The following is a 20,464-nucleotide window of genomic DNA, read 5'->3' on the forward strand; positions in this document are numbered from 1 at the left end:
CGTCAGTGGTGCGTGTCATCTAATCCACAATATAGGTCTGTCCTGTCTGTATGCCTTCGACAGATTTACTATAGGCAAGGGCGGCTGTGTCTGCATCGACGGGAACGTAGCCCCGGAAGTAAGGGCCATAGCTGTCCATTGCTTCTGTGATAACCGTTGGGCTGACAGAATTAATACGAACCCGGTTTGGCATTTCCATCGCGGCGGCCTTAACAAAGCTATCGATTGCGCCATTGACCATTGCCGCAGAACTTCCCAGACGAATAGGATCGCGGTTCAATATACCAGTGCTCAAGGTGAAGGAACCTTCCGGGGCAATGTAATCACGCCCGATCAGGACAAGATTGACCTGACCCATTAATTTGTTTTTGATCCCGACCATATAGTCGTCGTCGTTCATTTCCATAAATTCGCCAAAATGAACCGAGCCGGTCGTGGAAACCAAGGCATCAAAAGTTCCAACAGATGCCAGTGCCTTTTTGATCGTTTCCTTATCCGTAATATCAATCTTTAAGTCTCCTGTCGAACGCCCAGCGGTTATAACTTCGTGGCGAACAGACAGTTCTTTATGAACGGCTTTACCTATTGTACCGCTGGCCCCGACGAGAATGATTTTCATGGTAGTCCTCTTATTTAATACGTTATCAATGGAAATAATTCATTCACTTCTGGTAAACATATTGTTTTTATTTAAGATGATAAGACCAACAATCATGAACATATTGTTTTCATATGAATACTAATTATCATCACTTAGAGGCTATGGCGGTTTTTACCGTTGTTGTGGAAGAGGGCAGCTTCACTCGCGCAGCAACGCGCCTTGGCTATTCGAAAGCTCATGTCAGTCAGCTTGTTTCCCGGCTGGAAAAACACTTTAACACTCAGCTCCTTTTCAGGACGACCCGCAAACTGGATCTCACCGAAGCCGGAAGTATTTTTTACGGACACTGTAAAGAAATCGCAGGAAGTGTGGAAAAGGCCCAAAAGGATCTTGAGGCCATAAAAGGGACTGTTTCCGGCTCTATTCGTTTATCTGCGCCCATTTCGTTTGGGGAAGCTTTTTTGAGTGATATTACCCTCGGGTTCAATGACCTTTATCCTGATGTAAGGTTTGAGCTGGAACTGGATAATAAAATCAGGGATTTGCAATCTGAAAACATCGACATTGCTTTTCGAGCAGCAGCAACGACGGAAGAGAACCTCGTGCCGATTAAACTGGGTAACTGGACAGAATATATCTGTGCATCGCCTCAGTATCTGAAAGACAAACCTGCGATCAAAAAACCACAGGATTTATTGACGCATCAATTATTGTTAAATGCGAGAAAGCTAGAACCAACTCTGTGGCGATTTCACGATGAAGAGGGGGCGCATAGTATTTCCATCGAAGCCAAGCTAAGCGCCCATCACTTTCCAATGCTCAAGAAAGCCATTTTATCTGGTGGCGGAATTGGCAAACTTCCATCTTACCTGGCAGAAGAAGAAATCGCCAAAGGAGAACTGATCCGGCTTTTAGATTCTTATGAAACAAAGCTCTATCCTATTTTTGTTGTTTATCCCTATCAAACACATCTACCAATCAAGGTCAGGAAGTTTATCGATTATGTGAAGAACTGGTTTTCTAAACAGGATCATTTTTTGAAATAGCCCAGATAAGAAAACAACAAGAGACGGATATTACAACGTCTCTTGCTGTTACATTCTTTAATCAGCAGCTTTCTTTAACCTTTGCACGTGACGGAATAACTTTCCAACCCAGATTGACCGCAGCAGCACTAACCAGAATAAAGACGATACCAGTAAATTGTAATGTGCTCAGTTGTTGGTCATAGAAAATATAATCAATAATCAGGGCAACAACTGGATAGATAAAGGATAAAACAGCAATAACCGGCGTCTGTAATTTCTGAAACGCTGAATAGAGAATGATGTACATGAAACAGGTGTTGATCAATCCAAGTGCCAATAGATAGCCCCAAGCCTGTGTATCAGAAAGCGTTGGGGCGGTTGAGAAATCAACCAAGGGGCTCAGCATGACAATACCCAGGGTTACCTGAATAAAGGCAATCAGATGGGGACGCATTCCCGTCAAGCGTTTGGTGATGATTGTTGTGATCGTATAGAGAATAGCGGCACCCAAAGCATAACCTGCGCCTTCGATCATAGAGGTATCACCCTGAAAACTATTGGCATCCAACTCAATAACAAAAATCAGCCCCAGAAACGCAAGAATTAACCAGACAAACTTGTGAAGGCTGAATGCTTCCCCCAGGAACAACGCACCAAAGAGAACAAGGAAGAAAGGCTGCGTATGATAAATAGCTGTATTGATGGAAATGGGCGACAGCTTGAAGGATGTGAAAAGCAGGATCCAGTTACAAACAAGCGCAAAGCCACTTAAAAGAGCAAGGGTTATGTTCTTTCTATTCAGAACATCAGCGGTAAAATAGCCCTTCCACCAACAAAACAGACCAAGCCCGATTGCCCCAAAAACACATCTGAAGAAAACAACATTAAAGGGCGTCTGCCCGGATTCAAAAACAAACAGGCCGATAAAACCGGACAGGAACATCGCCAAAGACATTTGGGCGACACCAACATTCGAACGAAAAGCCGAGGCCATTTTCTTAAACTTTCATAGACGATCAATTAAATTTTCCCGCTTTATCTCGCTATATGATAACAAAGCAATTTGCGGCGTTGTCTTCAATATGGGTTGATATATAATTTCTGTAAAACAAGAAGATATTAGGCTGATTAAGATAATCTAATGCTAAAAAAGAGAAAATTGCCGCCCCTAAACTCCTTAAAGGCTTTTGAAGCTGCAGCGCGTACCCGCAGCGTCAAGCTTGCCTCAGAAGAGTTAAGTGTATCTGCATCTGCTGTCAGCCAACAAATTAAAACTCTGGAACAGTGGATGGGCTTTAGGTTGTTAAAACGTGGTCCCAATAGCTTTACTCTCACCGACAAAGGCGAAAGATATTTACAGCAACTAACTGTTTTATTTGATAAACTGGACATTGAAACAGCCAAAGTTATTCATAACTTTAAAAAAACAAAGTTGCGGGTATCTACCCTCCAATCTTTTGCCGCTGAATGGCTTTCCCCCAGAATTAAAAGCTTTCGTGAAACCTATCCGGAAATACAGTTAGAGTTATTGACATCAGATTATCTCGCCGACCTTGCAAGCGAGGAAATTGATCTGGCAATTCGTTACGGGCCGGGTGGCTATAAGGGCGTAAATGAAGAAAAGCTCATGGATGAAATGATTGGACCGGCCTGCCATCCTGACCTTTTGAAATCGGGTAATGTCTTGTCTGATTACACTTTGCTCAGGGATTCCGGGGGGCCGGAGGGAATAAAACTTACTCTCGAGAGATGGCTAAACAAAACAACTGAGGGGCCGGGTAATCGTGAAGACAGTATAGCCTTTAGTGATACACACCTGTTGATTAATGCTGCGAGACAGGGGCAGGGGGTTATGTTGGGGCGTTCTGTTCTTATCGCAGATGATATTAGACAGGGAACCCTTGTCCCCGTCATGACCGACTGGCAACAATCTCCTTTTAGCTATTATCTGGTTCATTCAGATATTCGTGGGCTTTCAGAAACGGCAAAATATTTCCGGCGATGGCTGCTTAAAGAAGTCGAGAAATTCGAAGCGCAATTGCCTGCTTCCCTGGCAGTACCCGATTAAGTCAACTGGCGTGATTAATGCATAGTTTTTACTGCTTGTTCGCTTAACAAAGGAAATATGAAAATGTATGTGAAAATCATTCTGTTACTGCTTTCTTTTTCTTTAGCAAGTTGCGTCACAACACCCGCTGTAGATGACACGAAAACCTATTTCAGTGATCAAGAGCTGATCGCCGCAGGGGCAACACAGTTAATGGGTTCTGATATTGTCGGGGCCTTTGCTGGTAACACCCTTTACGGCAGATATGTTGATCATACCAACGCAGAACAAAACCCCGACGCAAACCGTTGGGTAGAGTTTGTGTCTGGTGATGGTCGTGTTGCCTATTACGATTTCACTCAACTTGTCCAGGGCACATGGCAAATTCGTACAAACCTGATCTGCTTTAACTACCAGTTTGAAATTCCCCAGCCAGAGAACTGTTTTGTTGTCTATGGTTTGGGAGATCGACACTTCTTTGTTTCAACCCGACAACAGACAACGGGTGATGTTGTAACAACTGTTCTGGGGCGAAAAAACGGCAACGCAGCTGGCCTGGAATTGGAATAATTTTCGATTGAATATTGTTTAATCAGAGCATCTGTAAGCTCATGACCTAAATTGGTAGGAAGTCTATGGTGACAAATTGCTCAACCCTTTGTTTTATGTTCACGAATATCCTAGTTTCTGTATTGAAATACAAAAAATAATGTGTAGTTATAGGGCACAGATTATTACTTATTGAGGTTAAACCAATGTCGACAGGCAAAAGAATATTTATTGATGGCGAAGCTGGCACAACTGGCCTGCAGGTCCGTCAACGCCTGGAAAATCGGCAAGACCTTGAAATTCTTTCCATTGCGCCAGAATTGCGGAAAGATGCCGCAGCAAGAAAAGAGCTCTTGAACTCTGCTGATCTGGTTATTCTATGCTTGCCAGATGCCGCTGCGATAGAGGCAGTATCTTTGATCGAAAATCCGGAAGTGCGCGTTATTGATGCCTCAACTGCATACCGTGTTGATCCGGACTGGACTTACGGCTTCCCGGAAATGACAGAGGGGCATCGGGAAAAGGTTGCCAACTCTAAACGCGTGAGTAACCCGGGGTGTTATCCAACAGGTGCTATTGCCCTGTTGCGGCCTTTAATCGAGCGCAACATTATACCCAAAGATGCCTTGATCAATGTACAGGGCGTTTCCGGCTATAGTGGCGGTGGTAAGGCCTTGATCGAAATTCACGAAAGTGGTGAAGTGGAGCCTTTTGGTACCTATGGGCTGTCTTTACAGCACAAGCATGTACCTGAAATGACCCAACATAATGGTTTGGTACATAAACCATTATTCATGCCATCAGTCGGTCACTATGCACAGGGGATGCTGGTATCAATTCCACTACACTATGCGCAGATGAAAAGTGGTGTGAATGGCACCCTGATTCAGGAAAGCCTTGCCAAACATTATCAAGAAAGCCGCTTTGTCAAGGTCAAAGACCTGAACAATACAGACAACCTTGAACGTGCAGCATTTTTAAGACCTGATGCCTTGAATGGCAGTAACGAACTTGAGCTATTCGTTTTTGCAAATGATGCAACAGAGCAAGCACTTCTGATTGCACGTCTTGATAATCTTGGCAAAGGGGCATCAGGTGCTGCCGTACAAAACCTCAACTTAATGCTCGGATTAGATGAGGACGCCGGACTTTAAGCCGGACTTTAAGAAGGTGGATTTTTAAAGTGATATCTCTGGAATAACATCGTTTTATTCCAAGGTAATAAAAAAGGACGGGAAACCGTCCTTTTGTTTTTTAATTAATGCCCAGTTTATCTTAACCGACGGGATACCATTGCTGACAAAGGCGAGGGCCTCTTGCCTCTTTATTTCCCTGTATACCAAACTGTAACATTTTCAACGTTCTGTTCGCTAATTCACGAATGTGAGATTCCGGAACACCAGACCGACTTAGCTTTGAACGTGATTTTTTTGCTTTTTCGTTATGAGAAGCTGATTTCTGAAGCTGGTTCACTTTAGTATAGGCTTTGGCAAGACAGACTTGCTGTTGATACCAACGTGGCTCGTTGAACTTTGCATAACTTGGGGTCGAAACAAAAAGTGAACTAATGCCAATAGCGGCAACAAGTGCAAAAATAACGGTACATTTGGTGCCTTTAGGCATATTTTCTGCTCTCCAGCATAGGTAAAAACTTTATCACAAGGTCTTATATATGGTTTCCAAGTGATTTAAAAATGGTAAAGATTAGACAAAGTAATTTTTTATATCGCACTTTTTTATTTTTGTTAACTAAATATTTTGCTTATGAATCTGAATAGAAAGCGAAAATACCGTGTCAGGCATCATCAAAAGTTATCAAGGAATTACACCCAAAATATCCAAAGATGCATTCATCGCTGAAAATGCCGTTATTATTGGTGATGTTGAAATCAGGGCAGGGACCTCGATTTGGTACAATTGTGTGCTTCGTGGTGATGTGAATTCCATTACAATTGGCGAAAACACAAATATACAGGATGGCACAATCATACATGTGAACCATGACCGAACTGGCAGTAATTATCGTGAAACAGGCGGAGGTATTCCAACCCGCATCGGCAGCGGCGTTACCGTAGGTCATATGGCATTATTGCATGCCTGTGAAATTGAGGATGATGCCTTTATCGGCATGAGATCGGTTGTTATGGACAAGGCCATTGTAAAAACAAATGCCATGGTCGCTGCCGGCGCTTTAGTTACGCCGGGTAAAGTCGTCCCAACCGGTGAACTCTGGTCTGGCTCACCCGCAAAAAAATTCCGCGATTTAAAGCCAACAGAGCTTGAGGAAATTAAATATTCAGCGATGAACTATAAAAAATTAAGCGAAAGCTATTCCTGATAATATAATCAGAAGTAGCTTTCGCTATGTGTTAATCAGCACTACGGTTACAAAAGGTAGTGTTAAATTGTAAAAACAGATCTTACTGAACGATCAGGTTGTCATTATCAAGCATGGAATTAACCAACTGCTGACTATCGGCAAAACCATTCAGAAGATCAATTCCTTCCAGCGCAATGGAAGTTGTTGTTTCCATGCCTTGTCCAAACTGATCTGGATCGACTTTGATCAAGGTATCACTGCCATCATAACTGATATCCAGATAATCATTTAAAAGTGCGGCCAGATCATCATTTTCCAGCCCATCTCCCAACGGTGCATTTTCAAATAAGTCTCTCAGATCAATCCTATCACCTTCATTTGGATCAAAGTCTGCAATAATATTATCAAAACCAAGATCTTCCGTGGTAAAGACAAAGACATCACTACCCGCGCCACCGATAAAAATGTCATCCCCTGCATTACCTACAAGGCTATCATTCCCATCACCAGCAATAAGGATATCGTTCTGATTTGATCCCGTTAGATCAGCGCCTTCCTGGATAATAATTTCAACAGACGCATTTTCTGTCTGATCACCATTTGCCACTTCATAGTCAAAAGAAGGCAAATCACCGGAATCATCCAGAGAAAAGTGAATAGTTTCAGACTGGTTATTGTGATTAACATCACCACCCTGCGCATTATCAGCATTGGTAATTTCATGATCTGCTTTCAATCCATCGTTCTCTAACAGAACATGATCCGGAATGATGATCTCATCAGTAATATTGGTGATGATTTTGTCATCAGCAGCAATCCAGGTTTTACCATTAATATTCAATATGGCCTGTGATGTATCACCGTCAAAATCCTGAACGGTATAGACAAAGCTTTCCGTAAAGGCCTCTGTAAATTTTTCGATATTATAGACGTACGCCCCCGTCAGGGTATTGACCTCCAGCTTTGCGTCTTCCCCGGTTAGAATCGTTATGATGTTGTCATCTTCCTGACCATCATCATTGTTATCTGTATAGGTCTGACCATTGTAAACAACTTCGGTAATGATCAACGGCTCATCTGCACCGGAAAAATCATTAGCAAAAAGGTTTCCATTTGCAGTGCCGCCATCTTGCTGATTGTTAATCAATGCCGCATTGAGGTCGTCATAGCTGTTAATGATAATTGGGGCCGCTTCGTCTTCCCCCGCATCGACTTTTTTAATGTGATCAAGATCATCACCGATCCCGACCCCAACAATATCGATGTTGTTGGAGACGAGGTAATCATTCCATTCATCATATTGCTGATCTGATGGAGTATTGTTTTCGCCCCATGGTTCACCGTCACTCAGGAAATAGATGCGATTGACCGCACTGGGGTCAACGACAAAATCACTCTGAATTACATTCAATGCATCAATGTAGTCTGTTGATCCGGATTCATAAACAAGCGCATCAATGAAGCTTTCGAAATCTGAATAGTTATCAAAAATTCCATCAAACTCTGCGTCTGAAGAGAATGTGAAAATTGATATTCTGGTCACACCATTATCGTAATACTGCTTTGCAGCATTCTTAACGGCATCTTTTTGCAGATCCCACTGTTCCTGACCGACACTGCCGCTTTCGTCCAATACAAACGCGATATTGTAATGAGCATCACCATCGTTGATCAGAACAAGGTCTTCATCGTCAACTGCCGCAGGAACATCATCAACGATTTTAAGATCAATAAAACCCTCGACATGATCATCATCACCATCCGTAGCGGTAAAGGGAATGGAAAGAGACAGAATGTTTTCACCCGCGATATCCGCATGGTCCAAAGCCTTGATCAAGGTGAACTCGAAAGTACCTTCTTCTGCATCAAAGCCGACAGTAAAGACGGCATCTCCATTCGCACTGGCCGTCAAAACGCCAGTGTTGGCATCAAAGCTGTAATCATCCAGATCAACGCCACCGGATTTCAAACCCAGTTGAAGTAAATCGGCCAGTTGCTCGTCTGAAAGATAAATCGAGCCAGCCTCATCTGTGCCAAAATCCACGTTTAAGTTACCAGAGACAACAACACTTTCTTTGTCCGGGTCACTACCATTGGGCAAGTCATCTTCATCAACCACATGGGCTGCCATCAGGCTGACGCCATCTATATAGGCACCAAGGGTATTTTCCTGTCCCGTACCAAGAAATGTCAGGTTGGTTGGCACGCCTGTACCCGCCACGACAACAGTGACTTTTTGCCAGCCATCATTGGCATCTGCAGAGTTTTTGACAATGACCTCCTGATCACCCCAAAGGACTTTGAAGCTGCTACTATCAGCCTGTCCATCGTTTGGGCGAGGGGCGTACCAGAAGGTTAGTACATAGTCTTCACCTACATCTGTACCATCGACGATCTGCTCTAATGTCGCATTACTGTCCGGTCCGTTGTGTCCATCCAGTTCAACTTTACTGTTACCTTCTTTGGGGGCAATGCCGCCGATATTACCTTTCTGTACTTCAAACGGATTTCCGGAACCATTGGTCCATCCTTGGATGGCTTCAAATGTCCCCCAACCGTTTCCATTCATAGGATTGGTTTCGAAGCTGCCATTTGTAATCAGTTCCTGATTTTGCACTGGTGTAAAACGCGGTGCATCATCTTCAATGGTAAAGACACTGGTTTCATCGTTAAACAGCAAAATATCTGCACTGTCCTCTGCCGTGTCATCATCACCATCCGTTACCTTCACCGTCAGTTTCAGCCCGACGTCGATCGCTTCTTCGGTCAAAAGGGACAGGGCTTCGTCAGTATCTGTTGTATCCGGGTGATCCAATGCCACGTATTGTTCAAATACGAGATCCGCATTTTCGGGATCGTCTGCATTCTCGACAAAAATACGGAAAGCAATGCCTTCCAGAATATCATCCTGATCGGCAAATTGATCAAACCTTCCAATAAGCTGCCCATTTTCAAGGAAGAGGTAGATTGTTGTACCCGCATAGTCAGGACCACTGGTTCCTTGCGTAACAGAGAGCATTGTTTCCAACCCCTTGGCTGCGGTTGGAGAACCGACAAGCTCGTTGGTTTGTCCACCAATCGTCAGTTCCAAGATCTGTTCAACAGTTGCGCCTTCTTCATCCGCGCCGATATCAAAGTTAATATTGAAAAGATCCCCTAGAGGTGTGTTGTTTTGTGTTGCTGAGATGCGACCAATCGCCTGTAAGCCTGTTGGGTCTGATAGAATATTGGGCAGGACATCATCAATCTCGGCATTCTGATCTCCCGGTGTTTCCTCCAGCGTTTCATCCATGACCGGGAAGCCTAGGCCAAGTAAATTTCCATCGGCGTCAATAGCGTTTTCAACCTCAACAAAGGGGCCGTCATCGGCGAAATAGAGGTTAAGTGACCCCGGATCACTGATATCACCTTCATCGTCGACAACCACGAATTCAAGATCCAGACGTATGTGTTCAAAGTCGATCCATGGATTGGGGTGATCCAGTGAAACAAACTGTTCCAGATAAACGTCAACAGCATTCAATCCATTCTGTAGATCGCTTGTTATATAAGCAATGAATGCGACTGTCGTCCCATCCAGACCATTGGCTGCATCATCACCGAAAACACCATAAACCACACTAGGGTTTTCGCTGGAAGAATAGAGGTAAATAGGATCTCCACCCGTTGTATGCATATGGTTCGCTGGGCCATTACTGACGGCGGGCTCACCATTATAGCTAACAAACTCGATACCTTCCTGATCATCGGTATCATTTTGCGGGCCACTCAGATCATCGTTGTTGACTGGGTTTACATCTGAAAGATCCAGTTCATCATCTTTTCCGTCACTGTACAGGTTTACTGCTGCGTTCCTTTTGACAAAGCCCTGTGTCAGGGCATTATCACGATCAACACTCAATCCGTCTGTATTGAGAGCAACATCCACGGCATCAATCGCCTCTGCTACACCAGCCACATTATTTGTGACATGGATTTCTGCGCCGCCCTGATCACCTTCTGTTTCATCAACCCAGATTTTGATGTCTTTTTCTACTGTCGGAACATCTTCATTGATATGAACAACAACTGTTTCACTGGCAACGGCCACATTGTTTTCCAGTGTCAGTTCATCTGTTCCAAGATCAGTTTCAAGTTCAGTCGCAACGGCACTTATTGTAATGTGTAAAGGGCCATCATTGTTGGCGGTACCATCCGCATCACGACCATCACCAGCGCTTGCATTATGCGTTGTATAATCGTTAAATTTCACCTCTGCGGTACCGGAAATGGATGTCGGCGCAGGGCCATTGCCGGTATAAACCACGTTATAGGTAATAAACCCATCAACAGGATCGCCCGGAACAAGTTCCCAGCCATTCTGTTGCACCAGTAGCTTAATTTCGGCGTCTTCCGGGACACCTGATATTTCTAGCGAAAGAGCCTCTGACCCATCTGTGTCTCTTAACGAGGCCTCTAGACGAAGTGATAATGTATCCTCTTCGTTTTTAAGAATAAAATTATCTTCTGGTAAATTTTTGATTATGAGTTCGGGTACATCGGCAACGGCATCAATAATCGCTTCTTCAGCAAAGGGAATGACAGAAGCCTGATTTGTATCCGGATCCACAATCGTCGCTGAACCACTTACAAAAAAATCCTGATCACTATCAGCAGGGGGCAAAAGAAATACCTGATCGAAATCCTCTGGGGCTATAACAACTGGAAATGGCCCAGGCACTTCGTTTGCCGGAGAAAACCCACCTACAAAAAGTTTTACGGCAATTGGAAAGGGATTAATCGAAACAGATTGAAGGACTTCGTTATCTTGCGGGATAAAGTTAAAAAGCAACTGTAAAGGAGCTGATTCTGTTTCGCCCGGCGTAAAGGGACTGTCATCATATCCGACATCACCACCAACCAGATGTTGATTTGGTAGAGTATCCTCAAACCCACCAACCAGCTCGAACCCAGGTGTATTAAAGCTTAATGAAAAAAATCCCCGGGCGGGGTCAGTATTCTCATCAATAGAACTGAATAATCCAAAAGACAATTCAGTGGGGTCAATAACGCCCTGTGCAATCAACAGATCAATAATATTACCAAGGTTATCACTATAAAGGTTGTTTCCACCTCCAGAAATCTCACCATCAGCACCAGCAGCCGTTTCAAGTGTTGTTTCTTGTTCAGACAGCGCAACAACTCTGGATAAAAGCTGATCAGCTGAAACCTCAATGCCACCGATGATCAAGGTTGGGCTATTATCACTATTGGCCTGTGCAACAAGGTTTCTAAAAACCAATTGGGCATCAGACGTGCCGTCATCATTGGTATCAAATTCAAGAATAAAATCATTTCCCTGAACGCTTGAACTGGCAAGACCGGGATCAAATTGAAGATCAAAAACATCCCCTTGATTGGTTGTAATTAATCTGATTTCACCTCTTGTAGGTTCCAGAATGCTGATCGTGCTTTGAGAAGCCTGACCAACAAGAACATGTTGTTCTGTTTCACCTTGTGCAACTGCTGACTGGTTAATGATATCAATAGTATCAGCTGTCGTTCTATCACTATAATTTTCAGTCATAATAACCCCCCTGATTAGCACCTGGGAAATGTGCATGTGTTTCCAAAATGTCTTAGGGTTTAGTAATTGAATTGACCCCAAGCGCGATTAACTTGGAAGTCAGTCGCAGGAGAAAACCAAAGGGTTCAAAATTTTTTAAAGATGGTTCATTTCACGATAATGTCTTGATTGGGAATGATTTAATATTTCGCACAACAGCGTAGTGTTTAAAGGGGAAGCTATCTGTAAATCAAAATTATCTAGTGATGAAATCGTAAGATGACTGATCTGAAAACTTCAATAAGACGATGGCTTCAAGTCGGGCTACACTGGGAAAATAACGTCCACCTGAACACCAATCATATCCTCTGGATCGCTTAACAACACTTCAGCTCTGTGAATTTCAGCAACACGTTTGACGATTGACATCCCTAGGCCTGAACCAGTTTCTTCTTCACCTGCGCCGCGTACAAATCGGTCAAAAATATAATCTCGCATGTAATCTGGTATAGGGCGCCCCGTATTTTTGATACGAAGAATAAGGTTTGAAGAGTTTGAAAATACCTCGATAGAAACGGTACCATTTTCCGAACAATACCGCACTGCATTATCTACCAAATTACGACACAGGACGCTAATCGCAGACACAAGTCCTTTAAGATTGCAATTATCAGAAAGAGATATTCTGAAATCAATATTCTTTTCACTTATTTTATTACCAAGCTCTGCAGAAACATTCTGAATAATATTACACAAGTTTACGTCCTTGAGTTTCTCTTGCGCTGTTTTGGGATCAAGCCGTGCCAGAGTAACCAGTTGTTCAACAGTATGTGTCGCCCGATCAACTCTGAGGGAAATGGCTGCAAGCCCCTCTTTTTGCACAGGATCATTTGTTTGACGCTCTCTTAGCTGTGCTTCAGATTTAATCGCTGCCAAAGGTGTAAGAAGCTCATGCGCAGCATTTGCCGTAAATTTCTTTTCACTTTCTAGCGATGTATTAAGTTCTGTTTCATTTCGCCGAATAACTTCATAACACAAATTAATTTCATCAATTAATGCTTTTATTTCTATAGGATTTTTCTTTATTTTAATACTAGAGGTATCGTTATCCACTCTGGCTTCAATCTTATTTGAAATCTCAATAATCGGCGAGATCGCCTTTTTAATCCCAAAAAAGAGGCTTATAAAACTCAGCGGAAGAATAATAAAAACATAGGGAAAATTTTCACCGATAAAAACAAAGATAATCAAAGAAAAAGGAACAATACCTTCAAAGGCAAGTTCCATGTCCTCGGTAGCTACAGCCCAGGCATCTTTCCCTTTAATTTTTGTTGCATGGGTTAACCAGACAATGTCCTCATCTTGAACATGATCAAAAAAAGAACTTGCCCCTTCTTGTGAAGGTTCGGGCATTGTGGGGCTAATATAGGATTTGATGATTACTTCACCATTATACCAAATTTGATAACTGCTATCAGAATCAATTCCAGTATCAACAAAGTCAGGCGGAGTTTGCGCAACCTGCTCCAGCCAATTGACTAAAGCGGGATCGCCTTCGTCAAAATAACTTAAGGGCAGGGCGCTTGCCAAAATCTCACTTCTGATTTCAAGCGCATCTTCGGTAAGGCTGATAACAACCGCTCTTAAACCAACGATTACTGCTGCAAGAACAAGTATCCAGGTCAGTGTCGTTATTGAAAAGGTATAGAGATAAAGCCGTGCTTTAACGGAAAAAAAAGTCATATACTTTCAACCTTATACCCCACACCACGCAAGGTAGAGATAATATCAGACCCAAGACGTTTTCTCAGTCTCGATATTTGCGCTTCGATCGCATTCGGCGTTACACAGTTATCCCACGTATAGGCATATTCTTCCAACTGGGATTTAGAAACATATCGTCCGGCATTTTCCATTAATTTTTTCAGAATAATAAATTCGGTCTTGGATAATTGAATTTCAGTATCGCCCAGTTTGACTTCGTGACGATCCGGACACAAGCTTAATTGACCGACTGTAATAATACTGGACGCGCGAACTTCCCGACGTCGTCCCAAAGACCGAAGTCGGGCAAAAAGTTCATCTAGATCAAAGGGTTTGGTTAGATAATCATCGGCGCCACTATCAAGACCTTCAATTTTTTCAGATGTTGCGGTTCGTGCCGTAAGCATCAGAACAGGTAAAGTAATACCTTTGTGCCGCGCTTCTTTCAGAAAATCAATGCCCTGTTGATCAGGTAACATCCAATCAAGAATAATAAGATCAAAAACGCTGACATCCAATGCAAGAGATGCATCCTCTGCAGACTTGACCCATTCACACACACTTCCGTCATGATGCAGTGCGCGTTCCAGTGTTGCCCCCAGTTGCGGATCATCTTCGACAAGTAAGACTTTCATACTTTAACTTTCTCACGCTGCGTTTATCACATCCGAGTTTGGATAGTTGATCTTGATTTATCAGGTTCCACACCATTTCTGAAGAATGAGATAAACCGAGAAATATCAAGACCTATTTCATAAAGAGAAGGGATTAACAACAAGGTAACAAATGTTGCCAATACAACGCCGAATGCCAGAGATATGGCCATAGGAATAACAAACTGGGCCTGGTAACTGGTTTCAAACAAAATGGGTAACAACCCTAAGAAAGTTGTCAGTGACGTCAAAACGATTGGTCTAAATCTCGAAATACTCCCATGTAAAATAGCCACAGAACTCTGCAAACCCTTTTGTTTCAGCTTATTAATCTGATCAATGAGCACAAGGTTGTCGTTAATCACGACACCTGCTGCGGCTAGAACGCCCATTATTGAAAAGGCATTTACTTCAAGACCAAAGAGGCTATGACCCAAAATAGCACCAACCAAACCAAATGGGACGGCAGTTAAAATAACAAAGGGCAACAGGTAGGAATTACTCCCAATAGCCAGGATGGCATAGATGACAAAAAAGAAAATAACGTACAGTCGGAATGACTCTGAAAGGAACTCATCTTCTTCCTCTGCATCTCCATCCAGCTTGTAACTAAAATTTGGGAATTCACTACGTATGCCTGGAAGATAAAGATCATTAATCACCCCCAAGAGTTCGAAACGTGTCCACTGATCTTCATCAAAATTAACATTGACTGTTGCTACTTGCCGGCCATTTATCCGCTCAATATAGCCCGGTGTTTGCGCATCTCTGAGTGTTGCAACACTTGATAATGGAACCAGATTTTCCTGATCCAGAATTTTCACAGGAAAGTCCTCAACACTTTCGACATAAAGTCTCTCACTATCGGGAAGGCGTAAATTAACATCCATGGTTTCCATCACCCCGGGTAATCGATCCACACGTGTTCCATAAAAAGCTTCAGACAACTGATTACTGATACTGCTTACATTTGCACCCAAACGTATGCCTTCGGGTAACAGATCAATAAGGAACTCTTTTTGTTCTGTTCCTTGAGTAACCGTGAAATTAAATATCCCGTTAGTACTGATCAGCTTTTGTTTCAACGCCTTGACGTGCAATGTTATTTGTTCAGAACTTGCGCCAAAAACTTTTAATGAAATGCTATTGGCATCACCATCTTCACTGGAAGCGAAACTAACTTTTTTTGCATTGGTAACGACACCTAGCTCTTTTTGCCATCTGGATTCAATTTCTTCGACAGGAATGGTTTTCAACGCATCGGAATCAAGCTCTACCAACATGTAAATGTCATTATCGACAATAAATGATGCTCTGTTTTTTATAAGCGATGATAATGATGCATTACCATCTTGCACTCTGTCATAATCAGATATTATAGCGGGAAGAACGGATTCAAAAGACTGCTCTAATCGCAACATTGTACTGTGCATTTCCTCAGCCGTCGTCCCACGGTTCATCGAAATGGATGTGATAATTTGTCCCTCGACCATGTTGGGGAAAAGTTGCATAGGAACTTTTCCCGATATGACCAAACCAGCAGATAGAACGGCAATCGATAGAAAAACTGACAGAGAGAAGTAACGCCAAACAACAGCTTTTTTAAGTAAAGGACGATAAATCATCAAAATAACCACACGCAGTCCTTTTTGAAATTGTCGGCGTGGCATTTTGATGATGTAACTTAATCGACTGTCTCTTCCTGGCTTATGTGTAACCAGATGGCATGGTAAAATCAGGAGTGATTCTATCAGTGAAAAACAAAGAACAGCAACAATAATAAACGAGATATCATAAAGAAAACTGCCTATAATACTCTTGAACATTAAACCGGGAACAGCGGCAGCAATTGTTGTTAATACGCCAAGGAAAACAGGTTTCCATACATCCTTTACGCCTAAAAATGCTGATTTTGCACCGGGACCATTTTTCTGCTGCCTGTTGTAAACACTTTCGCCAACGACAATAGCGTCATCAACAACAACTCCCAATATCAATAAAAAAGCAAAGGTAGAAAGATGGTTGAGGGAAATATCAAATGCGGGGAGAAGCCAGATACCGCCAGTAAAGGAAATAACAATCCCGGTACAGACCCAAAATGCAAGTTTAAGATTAAGAAAAAGGATTAAAACGAAAAATACCAAGCATAAACCAGCCAAAGCGTTATCAAGCAGCATGGTCAGACGTTGAGCAATATCCTTGCTATCATCCAGCCAAATGGTGATACCAACATTTTGCGGTAATCTGTTTTTTATCTCCTCAATTTTATGTCCGATTTCTTCCCTTACACCAAGAAGATCCTGCCCTTCTGAAATAAAAACCTCTAACCCCGATGCGTTCTCGCCGTTAAAACGGCTGATAAAATTCACATCTTTGCGGTCAAATTTGATCTCAGCTATTTCACCCAAAAGGATCTTTTCACCTGTTTTTTTGCTTACAACTGAAATGTATTCAAAATCATCCGGACGATAAGCTCTTTCGTTTCCTCGAATAGATATTTGATTACTACCATGTCCAATCGAACCTGCAGGTACATTTACCGAGGCAACCGAGATCGCATTGGATATATCTTTAAGTGTGAGACCGGTTCGCCGTAAATCATCAGCAGATACTTCAATTGATATTTCACGCTTAGGCGCAGAAAAGAGTTTTACATCACTCGCACTGGTTTCGCTTATAAGTCTGTTTTTAACCTCTTCACCGATACGGGTCAGTGCTTCCAAGTCAACATTTCCGTGGATTGCGATGTCCAGGATGCGGTCTCTGTCTTTTGTTTCTGCTATTTGGGGGCGTTCAATGCCTTTTGGCAAAGATCCTAGAGCATCAATTTTCCTTTTAATTTCAGATACTTTTTTATCTATATCTACATCAGAGTAAAAAAAGACCGTTGTTGTCCCGCTCTCTTCAACAGCAAAAGAATAGATGTTTTTTATACCCTCAATGTTTTTGAGCGCATTTTCCACAGGTATAGAAATATTGCGGGCAATAATTTCGGGCGTTGCTCCGTCGTATTCAATTGTTACATCCACAGCATTTAACTTCGCAGGGGGAAATATTTGTGTTTTAAGGTCAAAACTCGCAACGACACCCCCCAGTAATATAACTGCCATTAACAGGTTACTGGTTACCGGGTTTTTGACAAACCAATGGAGTATTTTATTCATTGATCAAGACCGCCTGATTATTCTTGTCGTCAAGATTGGAGGTGTTGATTGCCAGGCTTTTGATCGAATCTAATTTACTCACGGCACCATTGGAATTCGTTCTGATCTTCATGCCTTCGACAAAAATTTCAGGTGGTTGAGTTAAAATTTTTGTTGGTAAGTTTATATCTGCCGTAAAATAGATCTGTCCCGTATCTTTGTGATGAATATCAATTTTAAACTGGCGCACAAAATCATCATGATCAACCACAAGAATGCTATCCCTCATATACAGGGCACTTGCTGGTATGCGATACATATTTGATATAACTTCGGACTTTATTTCGGCAAAAACAAAGGTCCCGGATAACAACGGGTCCAAAGCAGGCTTTTTTTCGGATATAACATTGGCAATTAACATGTATTGATTGGTTTGTTTTTGGATTTCTTTTTCCATTCCAATAACCAGACCGGTCCAATGCTGATTACCTTTTCTCTGTGGATCTCGTATTCCTATAGTTTTTGATTGGATGTTTTGCTCGGTGAATGAAAGACTATCCAATTGACGGCGTGTTACAGGCAATCTGACTTCCAACAGTCGGTCAGAAAAGAACTTCGCAACGTTGGTACCAGCAGAAACATATTGCCCCACAGCAGCCAGCTTTTCTCTTATTGCTCCGTCATAGGGTGCAACAATTGTCGTTCTGGAAAGAGCAAGTAATGCTTTCTGCTGCTCGGACTTCGCCGCCTCCAGATTTGCCTTTGCCTCATTCAACTGTGGTATTCGTAACGTCAGGGGTGAGGGCGTTCCCTTACCATATTTTTCCCACTCTAACTTTGCCAGCTTTGCTTCAGCCTGTTCTTTGATCAGCTTCTGTTTTGCACTCGCGACATTGGCCTTGGCTGTTGCGAGCGAAAGTTCGTAATCACGGGCGTCAATTTGAAAGAGAAAATCCCCCTTTGCGAAACGGTCACCCACCTTAAGATCATTTGCTGTTTTTGTAACAAGTCCGGAAACTTCCGCCGTTAAAGTTGTTTCAAACTTAGGCTGCACAACACCTTGGGTTTTAATGGTAAAGTGTTGTTGTTTTTCAACAATATCGATGGTCGATAACTTTGGTAATTCCGGCTGTTTCTTTATCTCGGCAATGACTGGCCTCTCATTCTCAATCAAAACCATGGTCATAAATACTGATACTGCTAAAATCAAAATTGGAAAAATCAGTTTTAACAATAAAATCGTTGTCTTCTTTAGTGATAAATCAAAGGACATCACAAATTCCTGTTATCTTCTGAAAATTCTGGATCAGTTTGCATGATTTTTTGCAACGGCGTGTTATGCCCACCAAGGGCCAGGTAAAGATTCACCCGGGATAAAAGTCTTTGTTTTTGAATGTTAATCAGTCGAGATTTGCTCACAAAAAACCTTTGCTGAGCTTGCAACAAATCCAAAATAGGAATCAAACCACTATAATACTTTTGCCTTGAAAGGTTTTGACCTTGTTCAGCCATCAATGCTGCACGGCTTAACTCTTCTTCTTGTTTTTTGAGGTGAATTTCATTTCCAAGATAATTCTCAACCTCATCAAACGCCTTCAAGGCCGTATTCACATACTCGGCAATGGTTTCATCTTCAATCGCCTTATTCTGCGCAACAACAGCACGGCGCTGACCTCCGTCATAAAGTGGCTGAATAATATTGCCCGCGATAGATGTAACAAGACTATAGGGATCAAAAAGGTCACTTAGTTTTCGATTCTGATAACTTGTACTCTGCGTCAGAGATAACCTGGGTAATCGATTGGCTTTTGCCGCATTCAGATTATGATGCGCCGCTATGACCTTTTGCTCAGCAATCAACAGATCGGGGCGATTAACTAATAAATCAGAAGGAATACCAGCCGAGAAATCCGTTACAATTTTTGGAAATTCTTTAGCGCTTTGAATTTTTCCAGACGGATATCTACCAAGAATTAATTCCAATTTTCTAACAGCTTGAGAGTGTTCATTAACTTTTGATGTTAATGTTGAATCGGCATTTGCAAGATCAGTTTCCACGAGACGCAGATCAAGGATAGACCCAACTCCTTGTTGATACCTATCCTGCGTCCTCTCGACAATTTCGGTTAAATTACTCTTTTCCTGACGCGCGATATCCAACTGCTTTTCCAGGGCTATAAGTTCAATCCATTGCAACACAATGCGTGTCGCAACTGACAATTGGGCAAATTCAACATCGCGTTGTCTTTGTAACAATGAACTGTATGATGCCTGTGATTCAGATTCTAAACGCCCCCAAACATCTATTTCCCATGAAATCCTTGCTTCAGCCTTGAAAGAATTCTCATAGCTTTTAATTCGTTCACCATCTGGACCTTTTGATGAGCTTTTTGTCCGGCTGCCATCACCTGATAAATCTATCTTTGGAAAGAAAGCAGATTCAGAAACTTCGTACTGAGCAATCTGTTGTTCTAAACGCGCTCTTGCTGATTTTAGCTCTGGATTATTTTTTATTCCCTCAACAATAAATCCACTGATTCTCTGATGAAAATCTGGCGTAAACCATGTTTGGGAAACAGAAACGATAGAGCTTCTCTCAACCTCATATTCCAGTTGAGATGACCATGAATCAGCCATCTTGGGTAGAGTTGCTTTATAGTCAGGTAAGTCTGTTGATAAGACACAGCCTTGCACGGCAATGACACCCATTGCCGCAACAAAACCGTGAAAATAGATTTTAGAGAGTTTAATCCAATACATAGGCTCAAGATAAAACTTGAGCCTGACAAAACGCTGACGATGTAAACAGGTAAT

At 42.4% G+C, this 20,464-nt stretch carries 14 protein-coding genes; 5 read left to right on the forward strand and 9 right to left on the reverse strand.

Going from position 1 to position 20,464, the window contains the following annotated elements:
- Positions 1-19: 19 nt before the first annotated feature.
- Positions 20-619 (reverse strand): short chain dehydrogenase, encoded by a 600-nt coding sequence (locus WH95_RS16105; protein ID WP_046509185.1) that lies wholly within the window; start codon positions 617-619, stop codon positions 20-22.
- Between the two features lie 143 nt (positions 620-762).
- On the opposite strand from WH95_RS16105, the gene WH95_RS16110 reads away from it, so the two are divergent.
- Entirely contained in the window at positions 763-1,647 is an 885-nt protein-coding gene (locus WH95_RS16110) for a LysR family transcriptional regulator (protein WP_046509186.1), read from the forward strand.
- 61 nt (positions 1,648-1,708) lie between these two features.
- Here WH95_RS16110 and WH95_RS16115 read toward each other — a convergent pair whose 3' ends face one another.
- Positions 1,709-2,623 (reverse strand): DMT family transporter, encoded by a 915-nt coding sequence (locus WH95_RS16115; protein WP_046509188.1) that lies wholly within the window; start codon positions 2,621-2,623, stop codon positions 1,709-1,711.
- A 147-nt stretch (positions 2,624-2,770) separates the two neighbouring features.
- Here WH95_RS16115 and WH95_RS16120 point away from each other — a divergent pair, with 147 nt between their 5' ends.
- The 3 genes from WH95_RS16120 (at position 2,771) to argC (ending at position 5,379) form a co-directional block, all read left to right on the forward strand.
- Positions 2,771-3,697 carry a LysR substrate-binding domain-containing protein gene (locus WH95_RS16120; RefSeq protein WP_046509190.1) on the forward strand — a complete coding sequence of 309 codons (927 nt, stop codon included), beginning with the start codon at positions 2,771-2,773 and terminating at the stop codon, positions 3,695-3,697.
- Between the two features lie 63 nt (positions 3,698-3,760).
- Positions 3,761-4,246, forward strand: a complete 486-nt coding sequence (locus WH95_RS16125; RefSeq protein WP_046509192.1) for a hypothetical protein — start codon at positions 3,761-3,763, stop codon at positions 4,244-4,246.
- Positions 4,247-4,431: 185 nt separating this feature from the next.
- Positions 4,432-5,379 carry an N-acetyl-gamma-glutamyl-phosphate reductase gene (gene argC, locus WH95_RS16130; protein ID WP_046509195.1) on the forward strand — a complete coding sequence of 316 codons (948 nt, stop codon included), beginning with the start codon at positions 4,432-4,434 and terminating at the stop codon, positions 5,377-5,379.
- A 121-nt stretch (positions 5,380-5,500) separates the two neighbouring features.
- Here argC and WH95_RS16135 read toward each other — a convergent pair whose 3' ends face one another.
- Positions 5,501-5,848 (reverse strand): hypothetical protein, encoded by a 348-nt coding sequence (locus tag WH95_RS16135; RefSeq protein WP_046509197.1) that lies wholly within the window; start codon positions 5,846-5,848, stop codon positions 5,501-5,503.
- A 169-nt stretch (positions 5,849-6,017) separates the two neighbouring features.
- Between WH95_RS16135 and WH95_RS16140 the strand changes: the two genes are divergently transcribed.
- Entirely contained in the window at positions 6,018-6,563 is a 546-nt protein-coding gene (locus WH95_RS16140) for a gamma carbonic anhydrase family protein (protein WP_046509199.1), read from the forward strand.
- 82 nt (positions 6,564-6,645) lie between these two features.
- Here the strand turns inward: WH95_RS16140 and WH95_RS16145 are convergent, their stop codons facing one another.
- The 6 genes from WH95_RS16145 to WH95_RS16170 all read right to left on the reverse strand — a co-directional run bounded on the left by WH95_RS16145 (position 6,646) and on the right by WH95_RS16170 (position 20,410).
- Complete coding sequence (locus WH95_RS16145) at positions 6,646-12,111, reverse strand: DUF5801 repeats-in-toxin domain-containing protein (RefSeq protein ID WP_046509201.1); 5,466 nt, start codon at positions 12,109-12,111, stop codon at positions 6,646-6,648.
- Positions 12,112-12,414: 303 nt separating this feature from the next.
- Complete coding sequence (locus WH95_RS16150) at positions 12,415-13,833, reverse strand: sensor histidine kinase (protein ID WP_046509203.1); 1,419 nt, start codon at positions 13,831-13,833, stop codon at positions 12,415-12,417.
- A complete protein-coding gene (locus tag WH95_RS16155) occupies positions 13,830-14,489 on the reverse strand; it encodes a response regulator transcription factor (protein WP_046509205.1) in 660 nt (219 codons plus the stop codon). The genes WH95_RS16150 and WH95_RS16155 overlap by 4 nt, the downstream gene beginning before the upstream one ends.
- Before the next feature lie 26 nt (positions 14,490-14,515).
- A complete protein-coding gene (locus tag WH95_RS16160) occupies positions 14,516-17,671 on the reverse strand; it encodes an efflux RND transporter permease subunit (protein ID WP_046509208.1) in 3,156 nt (1,051 codons plus the stop codon).
- A complete protein-coding gene (locus tag WH95_RS16165; RefSeq protein WP_046509210.1) occupies positions 17,664-18,923 on the reverse strand; it encodes an efflux RND transporter periplasmic adaptor subunit in 1,260 nt (419 codons plus the stop codon). Before WH95_RS16165 ends, WH95_RS16160 begins: the two co-directional genes overlap by 8 nt.
- The gene (locus tag WH95_RS16170) at positions 18,923-20,410 is read right to left on the reverse strand and encodes an efflux transporter outer membrane subunit (RefSeq protein ID WP_046509213.1); all 1,488 of its coding nucleotides are present in this window, start codon (positions 20,408-20,410) and stop codon (positions 18,923-18,925) included. The genes WH95_RS16165 and WH95_RS16170 overlap by 1 nt, the downstream gene beginning before the upstream one ends.
- Between the last annotated feature and the right edge of the window lie 54 nt (positions 20,411-20,464).

The organism is Kiloniella litopenaei (genome assembly GCF_000982415.1).
Classification (GTDB): Bacteria; Pseudomonadota; Alphaproteobacteria; order Kiloniellales; family Kiloniellaceae; genus Kiloniella; species Kiloniella litopenaei.

Excerpts from the sequence above, each read along its gene's own strand:
- WH95_RS16105 (WP_046509185.1), bottom strand. The coding sequence starts at position 619 with ATGAAAATCATTCTCGTCGGGGCCAGCGGTACAATAGGTAAAGCCGTT.
- WH95_RS16110 (WP_046509186.1), top strand. The coding sequence starts at position 763 with ATGGCGGTTTTTACCGTTGTTGTGGAAGAGGGCAGCTTCACTCGCGCA.
- WH95_RS16115 (WP_046509188.1), bottom strand. The coding sequence starts at position 2,623 with ATGGCCTCGGCTTTTCGTTCGAATGTTGGTGTCGCCCAAATGTCTTTG.
- WH95_RS16120 (WP_046509190.1), top strand. The coding sequence starts at position 2,771 with ATGCTAAAAAAGAGAAAATTGCCGCCCCTAAACTCCTTAAAGGCTTTT.
- WH95_RS16125 (WP_046509192.1), top strand. The coding sequence starts at position 3,761 with ATGTATGTGAAAATCATTCTGTTACTGCTTTCTTTTTCTTTAGCAAGT.
- argC (WP_046509195.1), top strand. The coding sequence starts at position 4,432 with ATGTCGACAGGCAAAAGAATATTTATTGATGGCGAAGCTGGCACAACT.
- WH95_RS16135 (WP_046509197.1), bottom strand. The coding sequence starts at position 5,848 with ATGCCTAAAGGCACCAAATGTACCGTTATTTTTGCACTTGTTGCCGCT.
- WH95_RS16145 (WP_046509201.1), bottom strand. The coding sequence starts at position 12,111 with ATGACTGAAAATTATAGTGATAGAACGACAGCTGATACTATTGATATC.
- WH95_RS16150 (WP_046509203.1), bottom strand. The coding sequence starts at position 13,833 with ATGACTTTTTTTTCCGTTAAAGCACGGCTTTATCTCTATACCTTTTCA.
- WH95_RS16155 (WP_046509205.1), bottom strand. The coding sequence starts at position 14,489 with ATGAAAGTCTTACTTGTCGAAGATGATCCGCAACTGGGGGCAACACTG.
- WH95_RS16160 (WP_046509208.1), bottom strand. The coding sequence starts at position 17,671 with ATGAATAAAATACTCCATTGGTTTGTCAAAAACCCGGTAACCAGTAAC.
- WH95_RS16165 (WP_046509210.1), bottom strand. The coding sequence starts at position 18,923 with ATGTCCTTTGATTTATCACTAAAGAAGACAACGATTTTATTGTTAAAA.
- WH95_RS16170 (WP_046509213.1), bottom strand. The coding sequence starts at position 20,410 with ATGTATTGGATTAAACTCTCTAAAATCTATTTTCACGGTTTTGTTGCG.